This is a genomic window from Bradyrhizobium sp. NAS96.2 (assembly GCF_001908235.1).
Lineage (GTDB): Bacteria > Pseudomonadota > Alphaproteobacteria > Rhizobiales > Xanthobacteraceae > Bradyrhizobium.
In genome coordinates, this window is record NZ_LGHK01000166.1 from 1 (window position 1) to 19,021 (window position 19,021).

Below are 19,021 nucleotides of genomic sequence, written 5' to 3' on the forward strand. Positions count from 1 at the left end.
GCGCGCTCTTGCGCATGCCGGCCCGCCAGCGTCGAGCCAGGCCGCGCTCAATCACCTCCGACACCTGATGGCGACCGAGCGGACCTATCGGCAGGAGGGGCTGACCATCGGCGTGCTGGCGGTCAAACTCGGCATGCCGGAATACCGATTGCGCACCCTGATCAATGACGGGCTCGGCCACCGGAACTTCAATGCCTTCCTCAACCGCTATCGGCTCGACGAGGCCAAGGCGGCGCTCGCCGATGCCAGCCAGGCCGAGGTGCCGGTGCTGACGATTGCGCTCGATGCCGGATTCCAGTCGCTGGCGCCGTTCAACCGCGCCTTCAAGGCGGACACCGGGCTGACGCCGACCGAGTTTCGCCGCCAGGCGATTGCCCGGCAAACCGCGGATGCGGCGGAAATCGCCCGATCGGAGTGAGAATTCGCTCCTCGATTTCAGAAATCGATAGGCTTGCAGCCCGACAATCTGCCTAGCTGCGCCGACGCAGGCGCCGCGTCGCGGCAAGGCGTGATCAGGCGTCACAAAGGCAAGCGGAGCGCAACGGCCCATGAAGCATTTCCTCACCGCGGCACGGCTGCTGGCCCTCGACCTGGCGTCGACCCTCGTCTTTCTTGTTCTGTTCCTGCTGACGCACAACACTGCGCTCTCGGTCGGCCTCGGCATCGCGTTCGGCGTCGTGCAGATCGGCCTCCAGATCATGCGCGGCAAGCGGATCGACACCATGGAATGGCTGAGTCTGTTCCTGGTGGTCACCGCGGGCACCGCGACGCTCCTCACCAATGACCCGCGCTTTGTGCTGTTCAAGCCGAGCGTGATCTACGCCATCGTCGGCGTCGTGATGCTGAAGCCCGGCTGGCTCAACCGCTATCTGCCCGCGATCGCGCGGAAAGTGGTGCCCGATGTCGCCGTCAAGGTCGGCTACGTCTGGTCGGGGCTGATGTTCGTCTCCGCCGCGGTGAACGCCTTCGTCGCGCTGACCTGCGAGATCACGACCTGGGCCGTCGTGATGCCGATCTTCGGCATCGTCAGCAAGATCGTGGTGTTCCTCGGCGGCTTTGCCGCGCTCCGCCTCACCGCAAGGCGCCGCATTCGCGCTATGCCCGAAGCCGAGCGCGAAGCCGTGCTCGCGCTCGAGGGCGCTCCGGCGGCCCGCGGTGCCGTAACGGCGGATCTCACGCCGTCCGCGACTGGTTAACGAAACAAACCGGCGCGCGACGAAACCATTTTGCCGGGCGCACGAAGAATCGCTGAAACCAAGCCTCCCTACTGATGCGCTCGACGACGCGCTGCATCGGCGCGATCACCACAAGGGGGACACCATGGCTTTCACCGCTTCCGCGCTTCGTCACGGCAAACTGCTGGCGGCAACCGCGTTCACGCTCGGTCTCTTGACCTCGGCGTCCTATGCCTACACCGATGAGCAGCAGCAGATGTGCACCGGCGACGCGATGCGGCTATGCAGCTCGGAAATCCCCGATGTCGATCGCGTCACCGCCTGCATGGTCCGCCAGCGCGCGCTGCTCAGCGACGGTTGCAAGGCCGTATTCCACTACGTGCCGCCCGCCACCGCCGCGCAGCCCGCAAGCTATTCGCCCGCAGTCAAGCCGGCGAAGCCGCTCAACATCACCCCGCACAAGCGCGGCTGATCCAACCCCTTCCCGACCAACGAATGAGCACCGCCTCCCGCAGGGAGCGCGGTGCTTGATCGTTCCGGTCCGCCATGACAACAAGGCAGGACCGTTCATTCGGCATTCAGCCTGACGCGGCTCAATTGCCGATCCCCAATGCCTCCCCGGGAATCGATGGTGATGCGCCGCACCTTTCTCTTTGCGCTTCTGCTTGGTGCCGGCGTCACCATGAGTTGGCATACAACGGCCAGCGCCGCGCCCGGCCTGACACAGCTCGCGCAAGAACAGCCTGCGCCTTCTGCCGCCCCGGCGCCGACGGCAACACCGGCTGCGCCTGCTCCCGCAACACCTGCGCCTGCAGCTCCGGCGCCAGCCGCGAGTGCGCAACCGACTGCGCCCGAGCCGATCGGCAACGTCGCGACGCTGACCGGAACCGCCACCGTCACGCGCAACAACACCACGACGCCGCTGCAGATCCGCGACGACATCTTTGCCAATGACGATGTCGCCACATCGGCGACCTCCTCGCTCGGCATCACCTTCAACGACGGCACCACCTTCAACCTGCGCGCCAACGCCAGGATCACGATCGACAACTACGTCTACGAGGATGGCCGCCAGCAGAACGCTGCGCTGTTCAACGTCGCCAAGGGAACGGCGGCGTTCGTCGCCGCTGCCGTCGCCAAGACCGGCGACATGAAGATCTCGACGCCGACCGCTACCCTCGGCATCCGCGGCACCACCGGCCTTGTCGAAGTGCCCGAAGGCGCGACCGCGACCAGCAACAATGTCGGCATCAAGCTCTATCCCGACGCCGACGGGCATGTCGGCCGCATCGAGGTCAACGACCGCGCAGGCGCCTCGCTCGGCGTGCTGACGCGCGGCGCGAGCGGCTTTGCGATTCGTCCCGGCACCGGCGGCGCCCGCTTCGCCGCGGTGCCGCTGACGATCTCGCCGCAGCAGATGACGCGCGACCAGGGTTTCGTGCGCGCGGTGCATTCCGCGCAGACGCTGGGCCGCCAGGTCGTGACCGAGCAGCGCGACTTCCGCAGAGCCAATCCGGACTTCCGCAGGACCAATCCGGCCGCGCCCTATCCGAACCGCGGCCAGCCGGTGCAGCCGAACCCGCAGCGCCGGAACGGCCTGCCGGGCCAGAACCGCAACGCTCCACAACAGCCGGGTCAGCAGAATCGTCCGGGCCAGTTGCAGCAGCCCGGTCAGCAAAACCGTCCCGGCCAGCCGCAGCAACCCGGCACACCCGGACGGCAAGGCTCGCAGCAGCCCGGCACGCAGCAGCAAGGCGGCGCACAGCACGCGCTGCCCGGCCAACCCGGCGGCACCACGCTGCCGCACGCGCCCGGCGTCCAGACACCGGCTGGACAGCAGCCTGCGGGACAACAGCCCGCACGTCAGGGCGGCGCGACGCAGCCCGGCGGACAACAGTCGCCTGCACGTCAAGGCGGCCTGCAGCCCGGACACACACAGCCGCCGGGCGGCGTGCGCCAGCCAGGACAGCCAGCGACTCAGCCGGCTCATCAACCCGGCGTGCCCGCGACAAGGCGCGGCACAGCCCGCACCGSSGGCACCGGGCCAGGCGCGGCCCGGCGTTCAGCAGCTGCGCCGGGTGTGCGCCCCGGCATGCAACGGCCCGCCGTGCAGGCACGCCCAGCCTTCCAGCAACGGCGCGCACCGCCGCCGCGTGCGGCGAGGCCGCAGCCCAAGGACAAGCGCCATAACTGATGTGGCAACGCGCGGTGTCAGGCCGCGCGGCGCAGCCAGTCGCGCACGCGTTCGATCAGGTTCTTGCGCGGGATGGGCTGAACCGCCGTGGCGACGGGTTCGATCTCACGCGCGGATGGCAGCGGCTTTTCCGATGCAGCCGCCTCCACGGCGTTCTCGATCTCGACCGCTTCACCGGCATCCGTAGCAGCATTCTCAGACACCACGCCCGGCCGACCCGGTTCGGTATCCACCGCCGATATCTCCACGACATCAGACGTTTCAGCCGTGACTTGCACCTCAACAGACAGAGGCGCGTCAACGACGCTCGGCGTTCCGGCGGCCACTGCCGCTTCAGCGACCACGGGCTCATCACCGGCCGCAGGCATCTTCGCGGCAATGGGCTCCGCACCGATCGCGGGCTGATCGACGATGGGCTCTTCGGCAGCAGGCCGCGCACGCCGACGCTCTGCGGCCGCAACGCGCAAGCGTGCGCGCCGCTCGCGCTCGGCCTGCGCCGCAGCCAGCAACGCGATCGGGCCGACATTCTCCAGGAACGCGCGTTCATAGCCGCGTGACAGCCGCTCGAGCGCCGCATCAAGCGGCAGCCAGTCGACTTCCCTGATGTCGCTCATCAATTCGCGCACCGGCTTGCCGCCGGCATCCATGCGCCAGTAATGCACCACCTTGGAGCGCCCGCCTGAATCATAGACCAGCGTGCCCAGGAACTCGTGCACGTCGACGTCGTGGCCGGTTTCTTCCAGCACCTCGCGCTCGGCGGCGGCGCGCGCCGTCTCACCGTCATCGAGCTTGCCCTTCGGCAGCACCCATTCATTGCGCTTGCGCAGGCGCACGACGGCAAAGCGCGGCGGCGCCTCCCGCCGCAGCACAATACCTCCCGCCGCCAGAACAGGCGTCCGCGCCATCTCATATTCCAAAGGTTTGCGATTTAGGATCGTCGCACGACGATCGCAGCCATTCTAAAGCATGATCCGGAAAAGTGGAAACCGGTTTTGCGGGCAGAACATGCTCAAACAATGACATGCGAAGGACAAAGCGGCATCAAAATTCCTATTTGACGCGCTTTGTTCACGCGAACCGGTGTCCACTTCGCTCGAAAGCGCTATGAGGGTTTGCGCAACAGCGGTTCGCCGCATTTGATCCGCGTTCCCTCGGCGACATTGTCGCAGAACTCGAAATTGTCGGGCGCGAGCACGATAATGGTCGAGCCGTGCTCGAACCAGCCGAGCTCGTCGCCCTTCTTCACATGTGCGTCACAGGGAAAATCCACCGGACCGCGCGACTGCGCGTTCAGCGTGACGTCGAGGAAATGCAGGCGAAGGCTGGCGACAAGGATCGCGGCGACCGGAACCAGCGTCAGCGCCTCGCCGGTCGGGAGTTTGGCGCGCAGCACCGCGCGCTCGTTCTTGCAGAACAGCCGCTCGACCCGCTTCAGCGCGATCGGATTGACGTTCCAGACGTCGCCATGAATGAACGTCACGTTGTCGATGGCAAGATCATAGGGCGCGTGGAAGCGGTGATACATGCTTGAGGTCAGCCGCAGCGTGACGAAGCGGCCGTTCCGGTGCTGCTCGACCAGCGCGGGATCGCCGACCAGATCGAGCAGCGAATAGGGCGCGCCCTTGACCTGGAACAGTTGCCCGTCCTCGATCCGCCCGTGCGCGCCGATGATTGCGTCCGACGGGCTCGCGATGATGGCGGGATCGGCCGCCGCCGGGCGCAGGCCCGGCTTCAGCTCACGGGTAAAGCAATCGTGCAAACTCTTGAACTCGGACTTCTTCGCTTCCGACAGATCGAGGTCGGAGAACAGCTTCCAGCAGGCGATCGAGGCATCGCGCACCAGCGGGTTCTCGATCTTGGAGAACCAGCCCATGAAGCGGGTCAGCGCGGCCCGCGGAATCCGGTTGGTGAGCAGGAAATTGAGGTCTTCCTGCTGGGTGAATGCCGAGATCAGGCCCTTGACTGTCATGAATTTGTTAGGTGCTGAGGCTAGCGCTTCTGTCATGGAAACATCCCTTCCGATTCTCTCGCTGTCCGCCGCCGCACTTGCCGGCGCCGCCGCAGCTTTCCCCAAAATTCAGGCCCGCATCGCGCTGTCGCGCGCCAAGCACCGCTCGCTGACCGGACATTCCAAGATGTCCAAGATGGTGGCGCGCATGGTGCCGCACTACGAATTCGACATCGACCAGTTCTTCTGCTCCGACGGAGCGCCGAAGGATATCGCGATGCAGCGCCAGGACGGCTTCTTCCGCCTCGCCGGCCTCTACCAGGATCGCTATCCCAAGGGCCGCGCGCTGACCGCCGAGGTGACGGAGCGGATCTCCGATCTGCAGTTCACCGAAAGCTACCGCGTGCCGTTCCAGTACAGCCGCCTGGTGCGCGAGCATCTCGGCACCTCGGCCTTCGTCGAGGCCTCCCGCGGCGTCACCGTCACCGACCTCGACGGCAACGTATCCTACGACCTGACCGGCTCCTACGGCGTCAATATCTTCGGCAACGACTTCTACAAGGAGTGCATCGCCGAGGGCGAGAAGCGCGCCCATGCGCTGGGTCCGGTGCTCGGCCCCTACCACCCTGTTATCGCCGACAACGTCAAGCGCCTGACCGAGATCTCCGGTCTCGACGAGGTCTCGTTCCACATGTCCGGCACCGAAGCCGTAATGCAGGCGGTGCGGCTCGCGCGCTACCACACCAAGCGCACACACCTCGTGCGCTTCGCCGGCGCCTATCACGGCTGGTGGGGCGAGGTGCAGCCCGGCGTCGGCAATCCGGTGTCGCCGCACGAGACCTACACGCTCGCCGACATGTCGGAGCAGACCCTGCACGTGCTGCGCACCCGCAAGGACATCGCCTGCGTACTGGTCAATCCGCTGCAGGCGCTGCATCCGAACGGCAACGCGCCCGGCGATTCCGCGCTGGTCGATTCCTCGCGCTCCTCCCGGTACGACCGCGCCGCCTACACCGAATGGCTGAAGAAGCTGCGCGAGGTCTGCACCGAGCGCGGCATCGTCTTGATCTTCGACGAGGTGTTCGTCGGCTTCCGCCTCGCCGCCGGCGGCGCGCAGGAATATTTCGGCGTCAAGGCCGACATGGCGACCTACGGCAAGAGTCTCGCCGGCGGGCTTCCGGTCGGCGTGGTGTGCGGCCGCAAGGACCTGATGCGGCGCTTCCGCGACGACCGTCCGGCCGACATCTGCTTCGCCCGCGGCACCTTCAACTCGCACCCTTACGTGATGACGGCGATGGACGAATTCCTGAGCCGGCTCGCCAGCCCGAACTTCCGCTCGATCTATAACGGGCTGGACGAGACCTGGAACGGCCGCGCCAAGTCGCTCAACGACCGGCTCGAAGCGCAAGGCTTGCCGGTTCGCGTCGGCAACATCTCGTCGATCTGGACCGTCTATTACACCGAGCCGTCCCGCTACAATTGGATGCTGCAATACTACCTGCGGGCCGAGGGACTGGCGCTGAGCTGGGTCGGCACCGGCCGCCTGATCTTCACGCTGAACTACACCGACGCGGACTTCGCGGAGGTCAGCGACCGCTTCGTCGCGGCTTGCGACAAGATGAAGCGCGACGGCTGGTGGTGGCACAAGGAAGGCCTCACCAACAAGAACATCAAGCGGCAGATCCTGAAAGAGATGGTCGCTGTGAGGCTTGGGCGCTGACGGCTGGCGCTGTCCTTCTGCTCCCTCGCCCCGCTCTTGCGGGGAGAGGGTCGGGGTGAGGGGCTTTCTCCACATAGTCGGTAAAAGACGGGCTCGCGGTGAGCCCCCCTCACCCGGATTGCATCTGACGATGCAATCCGACCTCTCCCCGCAGGCGGGGCGAGGTGAAGCATGCGCGCGGTCGAAAGCGCTCAACAATTGATGATCCACCGTAGCCCTAAGACGGTAGTGCCCGGGACAAGCCCGGGCACGACGCAAGTTTGCAGACGCTGGGAGCAACGATCAGGCGTGCTTGACGTGCTTCTCGAGACCCGGATCGATCAGCTCGCCCTTCATCAGGAACAGCGGCGCCTTGTGATAGAGCTTCAGGTCGTGGAACGGATCGGTGACGATCTTGGTCATCCAGACGAGGCCGGTCTCGACGTCGCGGATGAAGAACAGATGGATGGTGCGGAACAAGAGGCCGCCGACGCCGACCGCGAGCCAGATCTTGGCGACCTGACGGGTGAAGTCGCCCATCGTGACCCAGGGCTTGAACAGGCCGAACAGCGTCGGATCGAAGTACAGCACCATCGGCGACAGCGCCCAGATCGCCATCAGCACGACCTTGCGCTGCAGATTATAACCGACCTTGATGTCTTCCTTGTGCTCGTGGGTCGCCTGGTTGACGTGGTCATACCCCTTCGGCTCGAAGAAGAAGTGACCGGCCTGGCGCGAGGTCATCGAGACCAGCCAGCCGACCAGCGCCGACACGACCGGATCGAAGAACAGCATCACATAGGCGAACAGGAAGCTCAGCGCGCTGACGAAGTGCAGGCTCTGGTTGATCCGGCTGTGATGGTAGAAGCGATGGTCATCCCAGCGCTGGGTACGCAGCTCTTGCAGAAAATTCTTGATCATTGGTTCCCCCAACATCTTTCGGGACAGAATCTACAGGGATTCGATGTATCGCGTGTGACATCATCATAATGACATATGACAATGCGGAGCGACACCTTGACGCGACTGGAGAAGGGTCTCGCCTCATCCCGGAGATTTGCGGGGATGAGGCAGAGGAGATCGTAGCCTCCCGGTTTGCGGCGCGCTGTGCGCCATCTCACCTTGGAGGACCGGCGGGCTGGGCCGCCTTCAGGCGGCTCTTCAGGCCGCCTCTTTAAGCCGCCTTGGCGACGTCCGCCTTGCGGAAGCGGACCAGCGAGAAATGGCCGAGCGGCGGGATCAGGCGGCGCTCGGCGAGCTCCATGCCGCGCGCGCCGGAGAGCCACTTGGTGTAGCGCGACCAGGCGAATTCGGCGGTGCGGAACCCGAGCGGGCGCACCACCGGCTGCAGCTTCTGCTCGATGAAGCGGCGGACGCCGGCATCGGCGCTGACCCGGGTCAGGATGATCAGTTCGCCGCCCGGACGCACCACGCGGGCGAATTCATCGAGGGCTGCTTCCGGGTTCGGCACTGCCGAGAGCACGTACTGCGCCATCACCACGTCGAACGAATTGTCGGGGAATTCGAGCTTCTCGGCATCCATCACCGCAAGGCCCTCGACATTCTTCAGGCCCTGCTCGGTGACCCGCTTCTTGGCCTTCTCGAGCATCGCCTCGGAAATGTCGGTGCCGAAGATGCGCACGTTCTGGCTATAGAGCGGCAGCGAGATGCCGGTGCCGACGCCGACCTCGAGCACCCGGCCGCCGATCTTGTTGGTGGCCTGGATCGCAGCCTGCCGGCCCTTGCTGAACACGCCGCCAAACACGAGGTCGTAGATCGGCGCCCAGCGGTCATAGGCCTGCTCGACCGTTTCGCGGTCGAAGTCCAGGGAACGGTCTGCGCCCAGCTTGATGATTTCAGCCATAGAGAGTCTCTCGTCTTTCGTTCGATTGAGCTGTTAATTCGGAACCGCACTGCGGCCGGCGACGCGGCGTGCGGGCCGCGGCGCGCGGCTCGGCTGCAACGTAGCCAGATTGCCGATGAACTGACGCGCACTGTTTTCCCAGGAACGCTCCAACGCGAAATTGCGGCAGTCCGTGCGCGACATGTTCAGCGCGCGCAGGCAGGCGCTGCGCAGATCATTGTCGATCGCGCCGATCGGATGATCCGCGATGACGTCCTTCGGACCGGTGACCGGGAACGCCGCGACCGGCGTGCCACAGGCCAGCGCCTCGAGCTGCACGACGCCGAAGGTGTCGGTCAGGCTCGGGAACACGAAGACGTCGGCGGCGGCGAGGTGCGAGGTCAAATCCTGACCCTTCTTCTCGCCAAGGAAAATCGCGTCGGGATATTTCTGTTCCAGCGCGGCCCGTTGCGGCCCGTCGCCGACCACCACCTTGGAGCCCGGCAGGTCGAGCGACAGGAAGGCATCGAGGTTCTTCTCAACCGCGACGCGGCCCATCGTCATGAAGATCGGCCGCGGCAGGTCGAGCACGGCCGGCTGATCCGGATTGAAGATCCTGGTGTCGACGCCGCGGGTCCAGAAGCCGAGCCTGCGGAAGCCGCGCTCGGCAAGCTCCGACCGCAGCGAGTCGGTCGCGACCATCGTCATCGAGCCCGCGGCATGGAAGTGACGCAGCACGGCGTAGCCGACGCCGTCGGGAATTCCGGTGCGTACCGAAACATATTCCGGGAAGCGCGTGGTATAGGACGTGGTAAAGGCGAGCTTGTTGCGCTGGCAATAGCCGCGCACCGCCCAGCCGATCGGACCTTCGGTCGCGATGTGGATCGCCTCGGGCGCGGCCTCCTCGATCCGGCGCGCGATCTCGCGGCGGTTCGGCAGCGCCATCCGCAGGCCCGGATAGGTCGGCACGCCGACCGAACGGAAACCGTCGGGGGTGAGGAATTCGATCTCGGCGCCAAGCGTCTCGGCGCTGCGCGCGAGCGACGTCAGCGTCCGGACCACGCCGTTGACTTGCGGATGCCAGGCATCGGTCGCAACAAGTATGCGCATCGCAGGAGACCCAAATCGTTAATCTTGATTCTGCTCGCACGACGTTCTGACATGGATGTTTCAAACGTATGACGTCATCGAAATGTTAGGTTGATTTTCACGGCGAACTGCCGGTTTTTCGTGTAACATGACAGAGAGATGTCAGAGCAGAGCGAACATCCCGGCACCACGCGCCGCAGGCTCAGACGGCGAAACTCGTCGCTCCTGATACTTGCGGTCGGCATCTTTGTGTTTGGCGCCGCCGCCGGCACGCTATTCTATGCGCTGCGTCCAGTGACGCTGACGATTGCCGTCGGCCCGACCGGCAGCGACGACGTCAGGCTCATCCAGGGCTTCGCGCAGGCGTTCGCGCACGACGGAAGTTCGGTGCGATTGAAGCTGGTGCCGACGCAGGGCGCCGCCGAGAGCATCGCGCTGTTCACGGCCAGCAAGGTCGATCTCGCGGTGGTGCGCGGCGATCTCAGCCTGCCGGCAAGCGCCGAGTCGGTTGCGATCTTGCGCAAGAACGTCGTCGTGCTTTGGGCACCCTCGGGCGGCAAGGGCAAGCAGCGGTCTGCGAGGATCAAGAGCATCGACGATCTTGCCGGTCACAAGGTCGGGGTGATCGGGAGCACCCAGGCCAATGTCACACTGCTGCGCGTGATCCTGACGGAGTCCGGCGTCAATCCAGACAAGGTCACGGTCAGCCAGTTCGCCGTCAACAAGGTCACCGACCTCGCACGCGATCCATCGCTCGACGCCTACATGACCGTCGGGCCGCTCAACAGCAAGGTAACGGCGGATGCGATCGCCGCGACGGCTGCGGCGCGCGGCGAGCCGAAATTCATTCCCATCGAGGTCTCCGAAGCGATCGCGCAGAAGCATCCGCTTTACGAATCGGAAGAGATCGCCGGCAGCATCTTCTCCTCGTCGCCGGCACGTCCCGAAGACAAGGTCGAGACCGTCAGCGTCAATCACCTGATCATCGCGCAGCACAGCCTTCACGAGTCGACCGTCGGCGCGCTGGACCGACAATTGTTTACGCAGCGCCTCCAGGTCGCGCGCGACCTGCCGGCGGCGGCCAAGATCGAGAAGCCGGACACCGACAAGGACGCCGCTTTGCCGGCGCATCAGGGCGCTGCCGCCTATATCGACGGCACCGAGCGCACCTTCCTCGAAAAATACTCCGACTACATCTGGGGCGGCATCCTGCTGATCTCCGGCCTCGGCTCGGCCGGCGCATGGCTGCGCCACCACATGAAGCGCGACGAGCGCGAGCAATACATCACCCATCGCGACAATCTGCTGACGCTGATCTCGCGAGTACGCAGTGCCGAGACGCCGGAGCAGCTCGCGGCGATGCAGAACGATGCCGACGCATTGCTGCGCGAGGCGCTCGATTGCTACGACGACGGCGCGATCGAGGAAGGCGACCTGTCGGCGATCGGGCTGACGCTCGAGCAATTCCATCACGCCGTCTCCGATCGCCGTTCCGTGATCTACGGCGACAGGGCGGGCCTGCCGAGGATGCGCACCGGCTAGCGCGCACACGCCGATTGCACCGAGAGCAATGTGCTCCGAGAGCAATGTTTGGATTGCGCGTGCATGCGCGCGTGGCCATGTATGAGTACGGCCACAACGCTCCGCACGACACCATGACCGCGTCCATCATCGCTGACCTGCCCGCGCCGTTCGTACTCGCGGTGGCGCTGGCCGGCGTCTTCCTGATCGCCTTCATGAAAGGTGCGTTCGGCGGCGGCTTTGCCATCGTCGGCATTCCGCTGCTCTCGCTGGCGATGGATCCGATCGCGGCCGGCGCGCTGCTCGCGCCGCTGTTCGTCGTGATGGACATCACGGCGCTGCGGTTCTGGCGGCCCAATACCTGGTCGCGCACCGACCTTGCGATGCTGCTGCCCGCGCTCGTCGTCGGCATCTGCCTTGGTTATTTCGTGCTGCGCGATCTCGACCGGCATGCGGTCGAGATCGTGATGGGCGTGGTGACGCTGGTGTTCGCCGCGCTGTGGTTCATCGGCGGGGGCGAGATCAAGCCGCGTCCGCGCTCGACGATCAAGGCGACCTTCGCCGGGCTCTCCTCCGGCGTCACCACGATGGTCGCGCATTCCGGCGGGCCGCCGCTTGCGATCTATCTGCTGCCGCTCGGCATGTCGAAGGCGCTTTACGCCGGCACCACCAGCCTGTTCTTCACGGTCGGCAACCTGCTGAAGGCAGGTCCCTGGCTGGTGCTCGCCACGCCGTCGCGCAGCCTGTGGATGCTGATGGCGCTGTGCGTGCCGGCCGTGCCGGTCGGCGTCTGGGCCGGCTGGCGGCTGCACGAACGCCTCGACCAGCGCGCGCTGTACCGCGCCTGCTATGCCATTCTCGTCGTCACGGCGGCCAAGCTGCTGTGGGACGGACTGGCCGGATACATTCACCTCTGAGTGTCGCCGGCGTTGTTGCTTCCCGTCAGGAAGATCGCGCGCTCCGGCTGCCGCTCACGCTGACCGCAAGCGGCCCGATCCCCTCGAGCGGTTTGACCTTCTCGTCCGGCTCGAGCCGCTTGCGCGCCACGAAGGAGAAATGGCGGCGCAGCTTGAGGACCGGCTTCTCGATGCAGTGCCAGGAAAACGCCGCGAACGCCGTGATCAGCACCAGGGCGACGGCGAACTGGACTATCAGCGACGCATTCGGCAGCCACAATTTCACCACCTGCTGCATCGGAAAGCCATACAGATAGATGCCGTAGGAGTAGTCGCCCTTCGAAAACAGCGGCAGCCGCGGCAGATTGGAGACGCCGAGGAACACGGTGATATAGACCAGCGCCGGCGCGATGATGGCATTGAGGACGGGCTGGGTCATCCAGGCCACCGGCCCAAGCAGCGCGGCGCCGAGGCAGAGCGCACAGCAGGCGGCGAGAATGCGCCCGTCATAGGGAATGCGGTCGCGGTAGAGGTAGACCACGATTGCGAGCAGACAGGCGACCGGCAATTTCGCACCGCGTCCGAGAAACAGCGCCGTGCTGAAGATCTTGTCGTACAGCGTGCCCGCAACACCGGGAGGGAGTTGCGACGGATTGGCGCTATGCCCTGTGATCTGCACGGCAAAGCCGATGCCGACCAGAAAGACAACGCCAAGCACGATCAGTACCGGCTTGCGCAGCAGCCCCAGGGCCATGATGACCGCCATCACAGCGTAGCAGCCGTATTCGAACGGCACGGTCCACAGCGAACTGTTGACCTCCGGCGCGGGATTGCTGCTGAACACGCCCGGCAGCGTGTAATTCACCAGGCCGACGACGTTCGTAAAATATTTCCAGGTGACGGCGCTGGTGAAATAGTCGGAGAGCGGCAGCGTCGTGAAGATCGGCCCGAGGATCAACGCCGACAGCACGATCTCGACCGCGAGTGCCGGAATGATCCGCAAGCCGCGATTGATCAGGAATTCCTTAACGCTGAGCCGCAGCCCGCTTGCGGCGATCAGAAACCCGCTCAGCGCGAAGAACATCACGAGGATCGCAAATTGCGGAAACCAGAGGATCCACGTCGGATCGGAATCGCCGTGACCGGTGGCAACATAGGGCGTATGCCCTGCGACCACCGAGATCGCGAGCGCAACGCGGAGAAAATCGAACCCGGGACCAAAACCTTTCTGCCGATCCAGCATGCTCCCGATCGAAGGCGCTGGCATGACTTCCACTCCATTCCGAACCACGCCTTCGGACAGCAAGGGCCGTGCCAGGAAAAATGTCTTGGGACGGGACACCTCCCGGCAACCCGCCCTTAACCGTTCGACGAAACACGGACGAAACAAACCCCTAACGGCACGAAACCATTTTGGCGATTTCGTGCAAACGTCCTGAAACGCCTCACCTGTACTGGTTTGACCCAACGACGCGCCGGAACTGGCGCGCAGGGCGCAAACAACAGGGGTCGACAATGTTCAATTCCATCAAGCTGAACGCACGTCTCGCTGCCGCCGCCTTCGGTGCGCTGGCGATTGGATCCGTTGCTTTCTCGAATTCCGCTGCGGCCGCTCCGCTGCCGATCTTCCCCTTCATCCTGACGCCGCCGACCGAGGCCGTGCAGCCGCCGGTGCAGTCGATGCCGCAGGCGCAGGAAGAAGACCGCTCCGTCGAATTGCCCGCCCGCCTGCGCCGCCAGGTCGTCGCCTATCCGACCCGCGAGGCGCCCGGCACCATCATCATCGACACCCCGCACACCTATCTCTATCTGGTGCTCGGAGGCGGCCAGGCGATGCGCTACGGCATCGGCGTCGGCCGCGACGGCTTCACCTGGTCGGGCACCCAGACCATCACCAAGAAGGCGGAATGGCCGGATTGGACCCCGCCGCCGGAAATGATCGCCCGCCAGCCCTATCTGCCGCGCCAGATGGCCGGCGGCCCCGGCAACCCGCTCGGCGCCCGCGCCATGTATCTCGGCGGCACCGTGTACCGCATCCACGGCACCAACGCGCCGGAGACGATCGGCACCCACGTCTCGTCCGGCTGCCTGCGCCTCACCAATCAGGACGTCACCGACCTGTATTCGCGGGTCAGCGTCGGCACCAAGGTGATCGTGCTGCCGATGACCGACCGCCGCGCCGATCTCGGCTCGGCCGTCCGCTAAGCCCGACACATTCAGACATCGACAACGGCTCCGGCATCATGCCGGGGCCGTCGTCGCGTTCACAATCGTTAACGTCCGGATCGTTAACGTCTGGGTGATCGCGGGCGGGCGGCGGTTTCCGCCCCTGAAGCAGCTTGATCCCGCCACACTGGCGCCCTCGTCGGGGGGCCTGTACAACCCGTCAAGTTGATTTTCATCCGGGGGGACGATGCGTCTACCGATGCATCCAAGAACAATCGCGCTCGGGCTCACGGTGGTGCTGGTCTCGTTCGCAATCAGCCTCAAGGCCATGGACTGGCTCGCGCCGAGCGTCACCGTGCAGACGCCGCCGCTGGTGCAACTGCCGCCGCTGCCGCAGGCGCCGCGCTCCTCGACGGTCGTGGCGCAGGTCTCGGTCGCGCTGTCGGCGATCCGCGATGCCGCCGAACGCGGCGCGCCGAAGACGTTCGGCGGCAAGGCCGACAACCCGGTCCAGCAAATCCTGCAAAATGCCGACATCGGCTGGACCGCGTCGCGCGGGCCGATCGCAGCCACCGGCGCACAGGACGTGCTGACGCTGACGACCCCGATCAACGGCACGCTCAAGGTCACCGGCTCGCTGTCGGACAAGGCGACCGGCGCCGTCACCAACGCGCTCGGCAACCTGCTCGGCGGCAATGTCGCCAAGCAGATCGGCGCCGTGAACATCAAGAACATCAACGCCAATGCCGACATCAAGGGCAGCGTCACGCTGACCGCGCGGCCGAAGCTCGGCGCGTCCTGGCGGATCGAGCCGAACCTGCAGGCGCAGGTCAATCTCGGCGACACCGGCCTGTCGGCCGCCGGCGTCCGCATCAGCGTACCGGCCCAGGTCAAGCCTGTCATTGACAAGGCGGTCGCCGACCAGATCTCCGTGGTCGAGGCGCGGTTGCACAACGACCCGGTGTTCCAGAACACCGCCCGCACGCAATGGGCCAAGGCCTGCCGCTCGATCCCGCTGCAGGGCACCGGCGGCACCGCGTCGATGCCGCCGATGTGGCTCGAGTTGCGGCCGACCCGCGCGATTGCCGCGCAGCCGAAGGTCGATGCGTCCTCGCTGATCCTGACCATGGGGATCGAGGCCGAAACGCGGATCACGGAGACGCAGACCACGCCGAACTGCCCGTTCCCCGACAAGCTCGCGATCGTGCCGCCGATGCCGAGCCAGGTCTCGGTCGGCCTGCCTGTCGACATGTCCTTCACCACGCTGACGCAACTCGTCGAGGCGCAGCTGAAGGGCAAGACCTTCCCCGAGGACGGCTCCGGCCCGGTCGACGTCACCGTCAAGAGCGCGAGCATCGCCGCCTCCGGCGATCGGCTTCTGATCTCGCTTCTGGTGCACGCCAAGGAGAAGAAGAGCTTCTTCGGCCTCGGCGCCGAGGCGACCGTACACATCTGGGGGGCGGCCGCGGCTCGACCAGGCGGCGCAGACGCTGCGGCTCGCCGACGTCGAGCTGGCGGTCGAGTCCGAGGCCGCGTTCGGCCTGCTCGGCGCCGCGGCGCGCGCGGCGATCCCGCACATGCAGCAGGCGCTCGCCGACCGCCTGGTGGTCGACCTCAAGCCGTTCGCGAGCAACGCGCAGCGCAAGATCGCCGCCGCCATCGCCGACCTGCAGAAGAACGAGGAAGGCATCCGGGTCGACGCCGACGTCAACAGCATCCGCCTTGCCGGCATCGCGTTCGATTCGAAGACGCTCCGGGTGGTCGTGGAAACCGACGGCACCATCAAGGCCGCCGTCACCGCGCTACCGGCGCTGTAGCCAGATTGTCACGCGAGTAAATTGGATGGCAGCCGCGACAGCGGTTGAGCCTCCTCTCCCGCTTGCGGGGAGGGTTGGGGTGGGGGCTCTCCGCGAGTCATATTGTGGGGACAACCCCCACCCGGCGCTACGCGCCGACCTCCCCCGCACGCGGGAGAGGTGCACGAAAGCGGTCGCTCGACCCAGCCAATCCAACATCGTCCCGGGCGCCTCGCCGATCCGGCGTTCCATCCGTCGCATGCCCAAAAAGTCGTCTTTGCGACAGGTTGCCGCACCGGATAGAAGGTGCCCCGTGGAAGCAATCTTCGACGAAAAATCAGGGAGAGAAACACGATGAAATCGCTCTTGGCCGCAGCGGCGGCCAGCCTCGCGCTTGCGGCCTCCGGCACCGCTGCCAACGCCCAGATCTCCGACGACGTCGTCAAGCTCGGCGTGCTCACCGACATGTCGAGCCTCTATGCGGACGCCACCGGCAAGGGCTCGGTCGCCGCGGTCGAGATGGCGGTCGCCGATTACGGCGGCAAGGTGAAGGGCAAGCCGATCCAGGTCGTCGTGGCCGATCACCAGAACAAGCCCGACGTCGGCGTCAGCATCGCGCGCAACTGGTACGACAACGACAAGGTCGATGCGATCCTCGACGTGCCGACCTCGTCGGTCGCGCTGCCGATCTCGGCGCTGACGCGCGAGAAGAACAAGATCCACATCAATTCCGGCGGCGGCTCCTCCGACATCACCGGCACCGCCTGCTCGCCCAACACCGTGCACTGGACCTACGACACCTACGCACTGTCGAACGTCGCCGGCAAGGCGATGGTCAAGCGCGGCGAGGACACCTGGTTCTTCGTCACCGCCGACTACGCCTTCGGCATGGCGCTGCAGCGCGACGCCGCCAACGTCGTCAAGGAGAGCGGCGGCAAGGTGCTCGGCGAGGTCCGGCATCCGCTCAACTCGTCGGACTTCTCGTCCTTCCTGCTGCAGGCGCAGGCCTCCAAGGCCAAGGTCGTGGCGCTGGCCAATGCCGGCGGCGACACCACCACCGCGCTGAAGCAGGCCGCCGAGTTCGGCCTCGCCCAGGGCGGCCAGAAGCTGATCGCGCTGCTGATGGAGATCACCGACACCCATGCGCTCGGCCTGAAGGCGACACAGGGCCTGATCGTCACCGACGCCTTCTACTGGGACATGAACGACGACACCCGCGCGTTCTCGAAGCGCTTCAACGAGAAGGTCGGCCACATGCCGACGATGATCCAGGCCGGCCTCTACTCGGCGACCATGCACTACCTGAAGGCGATCGAAGCCATCGGCACCGACGAGGCGCCGAAGGTGATGGAACAGATGCGCAAGACGCCGATCAACGACTTCTTCGCCAAGAACGGCCATATCCGGATCGACGGCCGCATGGTGCACGACATGTACCTGTTCGAGACCAAGAAGCCCGAGGAATCCAAGAACGAGTGGGACCTCTACAAGCTGATCGCCACCGTGCCCGGCGACGAAGCGTTCCGTCCGCTCGACAAGGGCGGCTGCCCGCTGGTGAAGTCGAACTGACGACGCGCCGCTGCGGGCGATCCGCTCGCCGGAGCCCGCGCCCGATGACAGCGAACAAGAAAACGCGCCCAGCCACACCGGGCGCGTTTTTCTTTGCGCAACAGGCTTCGATCACCGCCTCGTCAGCCGCGATCGCATTTAGTCGCCGTTGGCGCCCGGGATCATCCAGGTCGAATAGGTCTGCCAGACGCCATCGCCCAGATTGCGTTGATAGGCGATGAAGTCGGCATGGTCGCCGTGCACGAGCTCAAAGCGATAGAACTTTGAGAGGTCGGTCTGCTTGGTCATGGAACGTCTCCGTCATAAGGGAAAGTCCTGTATTTCGACGTAGTCGGCGCGCGCCCGACGTCAATAGAATGACGTTTATCATTCAATCACAGGCGCGCGATCCGCATCCGATTGGGCGGCAGCTTCAGCGCCCGCCACGATGCGAACTGTGGCGCGGCAGGCGAACGATGCCGATGCCGCTCTCCTCCGCCTGAAGCCTCTGCAGCACCGCCGGCGGCTCCAGCACGAGCTTGGCCGCGGGCGTCGGCGCGCCGTTGTTGAGCACGTCGCGATACGGATAGAGCGCCTGGAACGCAGCCGGCTCGGAGATCGCGGCCTGGGCCGAGGCCGCCGTCGCAGTGATGGCCGATAGCGCCGCAGCCAGCGCGATGGTCTTGAACGTCCTGGCGAGGTGGGAAATCCTGGTGGTCATAGTAGCGCTCCCGCGACTTAGATCGCATACGATTAATTCGCTCGCGCCTGATAAAGGCATGGCGCGGCCGGCCTTCAAGTATCCCGATTTAATCGGATGCGATTTATTCGAGCGCGGGGCTTCAACTATCCGTGTGATCGGCGGGGCCATGCGCGGCGCCGGCAAGGCCGGTTTGTTCGCCCGGTTCACGCCGCCCGCACTTTCGGAAATGCTTCCGGTGGACTGCGAAGGACTGACCGGCGACAAACGCTCGCGTGAAACGTGCGTGAGCGACCGTGGCAGTCATCGGACTGTCAGGAGACTGGGACAAGAAGACGATAGCGTCGGCCGTGATCGGCTCGGCACTGTGGCATCGCCCGATGCCAGAAAGAGATGGAGGCGAGTCCCGTGAAGCAGAATCGTTCAAGACGGAAACTACACATTGG

Annotated in this window: 17 protein-coding genes and 1 pseudogene; 10 read left to right on the top strand and 8 right to left on the bottom strand. The window is 65.4% G+C overall.

The window, feature by feature from the left end; all coding sequences use genetic code 11:
* The 4 genes from AC628_RS30395 to AC628_RS30410 form a co-directional block, all read left to right on the top strand.
* On the top strand, positions 1-418 hold a 418-nt coding region (locus tag AC628_RS30395), incomplete at its 5' end, for a helix-turn-helix domain-containing protein (RefSeq protein ID WP_143201881.1).
* A gap of 130 nt (positions 419-548) precedes the next feature.
* Positions 549-1,196 carry an inner membrane-spanning protein YciB gene (locus AC628_RS30400; RefSeq protein WP_074130479.1) on the top strand — a complete coding sequence of 216 codons (648 nt, stop codon included), beginning with the start codon at positions 549-551 and terminating at the stop codon, positions 1,194-1,196.
* Positions 1,197-1,320: 124 nt separating this feature from the next.
* Positions 1,321-1,647, top strand: a complete 327-nt coding sequence (locus AC628_RS30405) for a hypothetical protein (RefSeq protein ID WP_074130480.1) — start codon at positions 1,321-1,323, stop codon at positions 1,645-1,647.
* 162 nt (positions 1,648-1,809) lie between these two features.
* Positions 1,810-3,369 (top strand): FecR domain-containing protein, encoded by a 1,560-nt coding sequence (locus tag AC628_RS30410; protein ID WP_349510140.1) that lies wholly within the window; start codon positions 1,810-1,812, stop codon positions 3,367-3,369.
* A 17-nt stretch (positions 3,370-3,386) separates the two neighbouring features.
* Here the strand turns inward: AC628_RS30410 and AC628_RS30415 are convergent, their stop codons facing one another.
* Together AC628_RS30415 and asd are read right to left on the bottom strand one after the other, a co-directional pair.
* A complete protein-coding gene (locus AC628_RS30415; RefSeq protein ID WP_074130482.1) occupies positions 3,387-4,274 on the bottom strand; it encodes an NUDIX hydrolase in 888 nt (295 codons plus the stop codon).
* Between the two features lie 197 nt (positions 4,275-4,471).
* Positions 4,472-5,338, bottom strand: coding sequence for an archaetidylserine decarboxylase (gene asd, locus AC628_RS30420; protein WP_074130483.1), 867 nt, complete (start codon positions 5,336-5,338; stop codon positions 4,472-4,474).
* A gap of 34 nt (positions 5,339-5,372) precedes the next feature.
* Here asd and AC628_RS30425 point away from each other — a divergent pair, with 34 nt between their 5' ends.
* A complete protein-coding gene (locus AC628_RS30425; RefSeq protein WP_074130484.1) occupies positions 5,373-7,037 on the top strand; it encodes an aminotransferase class III-fold pyridoxal phosphate-dependent enzyme in 1,665 nt (554 codons plus the stop codon).
* 282 nt (positions 7,038-7,319) lie between these two features.
* On the opposite strand, the gene AC628_RS30430 is transcribed toward AC628_RS30425, so the two are convergent.
* From AC628_RS30430 to AC628_RS30440, 3 genes are all read right to left on the bottom strand, one after another.
* Positions 7,320-7,937 carry a hypothetical protein gene (locus tag AC628_RS30430; RefSeq protein WP_074130485.1) on the bottom strand — a complete coding sequence of 206 codons (618 nt, stop codon included), beginning with the start codon at positions 7,935-7,937 and terminating at the stop codon, positions 7,320-7,322.
* A gap of 253 nt (positions 7,938-8,190) precedes the next feature.
* Positions 8,191-8,880 (bottom strand): class I SAM-dependent methyltransferase, encoded by a 690-nt coding sequence (locus AC628_RS30435; RefSeq protein WP_050424380.1) that lies wholly within the window; start codon positions 8,878-8,880, stop codon positions 8,191-8,193.
* 33 nt (positions 8,881-8,913) lie between these two features.
* The gene (locus tag AC628_RS30440; RefSeq protein WP_074130486.1) at positions 8,914-9,969 is read right to left on the bottom strand and encodes a glycosyltransferase family 4 protein; all 1,056 of its coding nucleotides are present in this window, start codon (positions 9,967-9,969) and stop codon (positions 8,914-8,916) included.
* Between the two features lie 138 nt (positions 9,970-10,107).
* Between AC628_RS30440 and AC628_RS30445 the strand changes: the two genes are divergently transcribed.
* Complete coding sequence (locus AC628_RS30445) at positions 10,108-11,490, top strand: TAXI family TRAP transporter solute-binding subunit (RefSeq protein WP_074130487.1); 1,383 nt, start codon at positions 10,108-10,110, stop codon at positions 11,488-11,490.
* Between the two features lie 113 nt (positions 11,491-11,603).
* The gene (locus AC628_RS30450) at positions 11,604-12,386 is read left to right on the top strand and encodes a sulfite exporter TauE/SafE family protein (protein ID WP_074130503.1); all 783 of its coding nucleotides are present in this window, start codon (positions 11,604-11,606) and stop codon (positions 12,384-12,386) included.
* A 25-nt stretch (positions 12,387-12,411) separates the two neighbouring features.
* On the opposite strand, the gene AC628_RS30455 is transcribed toward AC628_RS30450, so the two are convergent.
* Positions 12,412-13,632 carry an acyltransferase family protein gene (locus AC628_RS30455; RefSeq protein ID WP_074130488.1) on the bottom strand — a complete coding sequence of 407 codons (1,221 nt, stop codon included), beginning with the start codon at positions 13,630-13,632 and terminating at the stop codon, positions 12,412-12,414.
* 248 nt (positions 13,633-13,880) lie between these two features.
* Between AC628_RS30455 and AC628_RS30460 the strand changes: the two genes are divergently transcribed.
* From AC628_RS30460 to AC628_RS30470, 3 genes and pseudogenes are all read left to right on the top strand, one after another.
* On the top strand, positions 13,881-14,570 hold the full coding sequence (locus AC628_RS30460; RefSeq protein WP_074130489.1) for a L,D-transpeptidase: 690 nt from the start codon (positions 13,881-13,883) through the stop codon (positions 14,568-14,570).
* A gap of 208 nt (positions 14,571-14,778) precedes the next feature.
* Positions 14,779-16,348: pseudogene (locus AC628_RS30465) on the top strand (DUF4403 family protein).
* 333 nt (positions 16,349-16,681) lie between these two features.
* Positions 16,682-17,896, top strand: coding sequence for an ABC transporter substrate-binding protein (locus tag AC628_RS30470; RefSeq protein ID WP_074130490.1), 1,215 nt, complete (start codon positions 16,682-16,684; stop codon positions 17,894-17,896).
* A 138-nt stretch (positions 17,897-18,034) separates the two neighbouring features.
* Here AC628_RS30470 and AC628_RS44350 read toward each other — a convergent pair whose 3' ends face one another.
* A complete protein-coding gene (locus AC628_RS44350) occupies positions 18,035-18,184 on the bottom strand; it encodes a hypothetical protein (protein ID WP_168193478.1) in 150 nt (49 codons plus the stop codon).
* A gap of 124 nt (positions 18,185-18,308) precedes the next feature.
* Positions 18,309-18,596 carry a hypothetical protein gene (locus AC628_RS30475; protein ID WP_074130491.1) on the bottom strand — a complete coding sequence of 96 codons (288 nt, stop codon included), beginning with the start codon at positions 18,594-18,596 and terminating at the stop codon, positions 18,309-18,311.
* Between the last annotated feature and the right edge of the window lie 425 nt (positions 18,597-19,021).

Coding starts and splice junctions, on each gene's coding strand:
- AC628_RS30400 (WP_074130479.1), top strand. CDS start 549: ATGAAGCATTTCCTCACCGCGGCACGGCTGCTGGCCCTCGACCTGGCG.
- AC628_RS30405 (WP_074130480.1), top strand. CDS start 1,321: ATGGCTTTCACCGCTTCCGCGCTTCGTCACGGCAAACTGCTGGCGGCA.
- AC628_RS30415 (WP_074130482.1), bottom strand. CDS start 4,274: ATGGCGCGGACGCCTGTTCTGGCGGCGGGAGGTATTGTGCTGCGGCGG.
- asd (WP_074130483.1), bottom strand. CDS start 5,338: ATGACAGTCAAGGGCCTGATCTCGGCATTCACCCAGCAGGAAGACCTC.
- AC628_RS30425 (WP_074130484.1), top strand. CDS start 5,373: ATGGAAACATCCCTTCCGATTCTCTCGCTGTCCGCCGCCGCACTTGCC.
- AC628_RS30430 (WP_074130485.1), bottom strand. CDS start 7,937: ATGATCAAGAATTTTCTGCAAGAGCTGCGTACCCAGCGCTGGGATGAC.
- AC628_RS30435 (WP_050424380.1), bottom strand. CDS start 8,880: ATGGCTGAAATCATCAAGCTGGGCGCAGACCGTTCCCTGGACTTCGAC.
- AC628_RS30440 (WP_074130486.1), bottom strand. CDS start 9,969: ATGCGCATACTTGTTGCGACCGATGCCTGGCATCCGCAAGTCAACGGC.
- AC628_RS30445 (WP_074130487.1), top strand. CDS start 10,108: ATGTCAGAGCAGAGCGAACATCCCGGCACCACGCGCCGCAGGCTCAGA.
- AC628_RS30450 (WP_074130503.1), top strand. CDS start 11,604: ATGACCGCGTCCATCATCGCTGACCTGCCCGCGCCGTTCGTACTCGCG.
- AC628_RS30455 (WP_074130488.1), bottom strand. CDS start 13,632: ATGCCAGCGCCTTCGATCGGGAGCATGCTGGATCGGCAGAAAGGTTTT.
- AC628_RS30460 (WP_074130489.1), top strand. CDS start 13,881: ATGTTCAATTCCATCAAGCTGAACGCACGTCTCGCTGCCGCCGCCTTC.
- AC628_RS30470 (WP_074130490.1), top strand. CDS start 16,682: ATGAAATCGCTCTTGGCCGCAGCGGCGGCCAGCCTCGCGCTTGCGGCC.
- AC628_RS44350 (WP_168193478.1), bottom strand. CDS start 18,184: ATGACCAAGCAGACCGACCTCTCAAAGTTCTATCGCTTTGAGCTCGTG.
- AC628_RS30475 (WP_074130491.1), bottom strand. CDS start 18,596: ATGACCACCAGGATTTCCCACCTCGCCAGGACGTTCAAGACCATCGCG.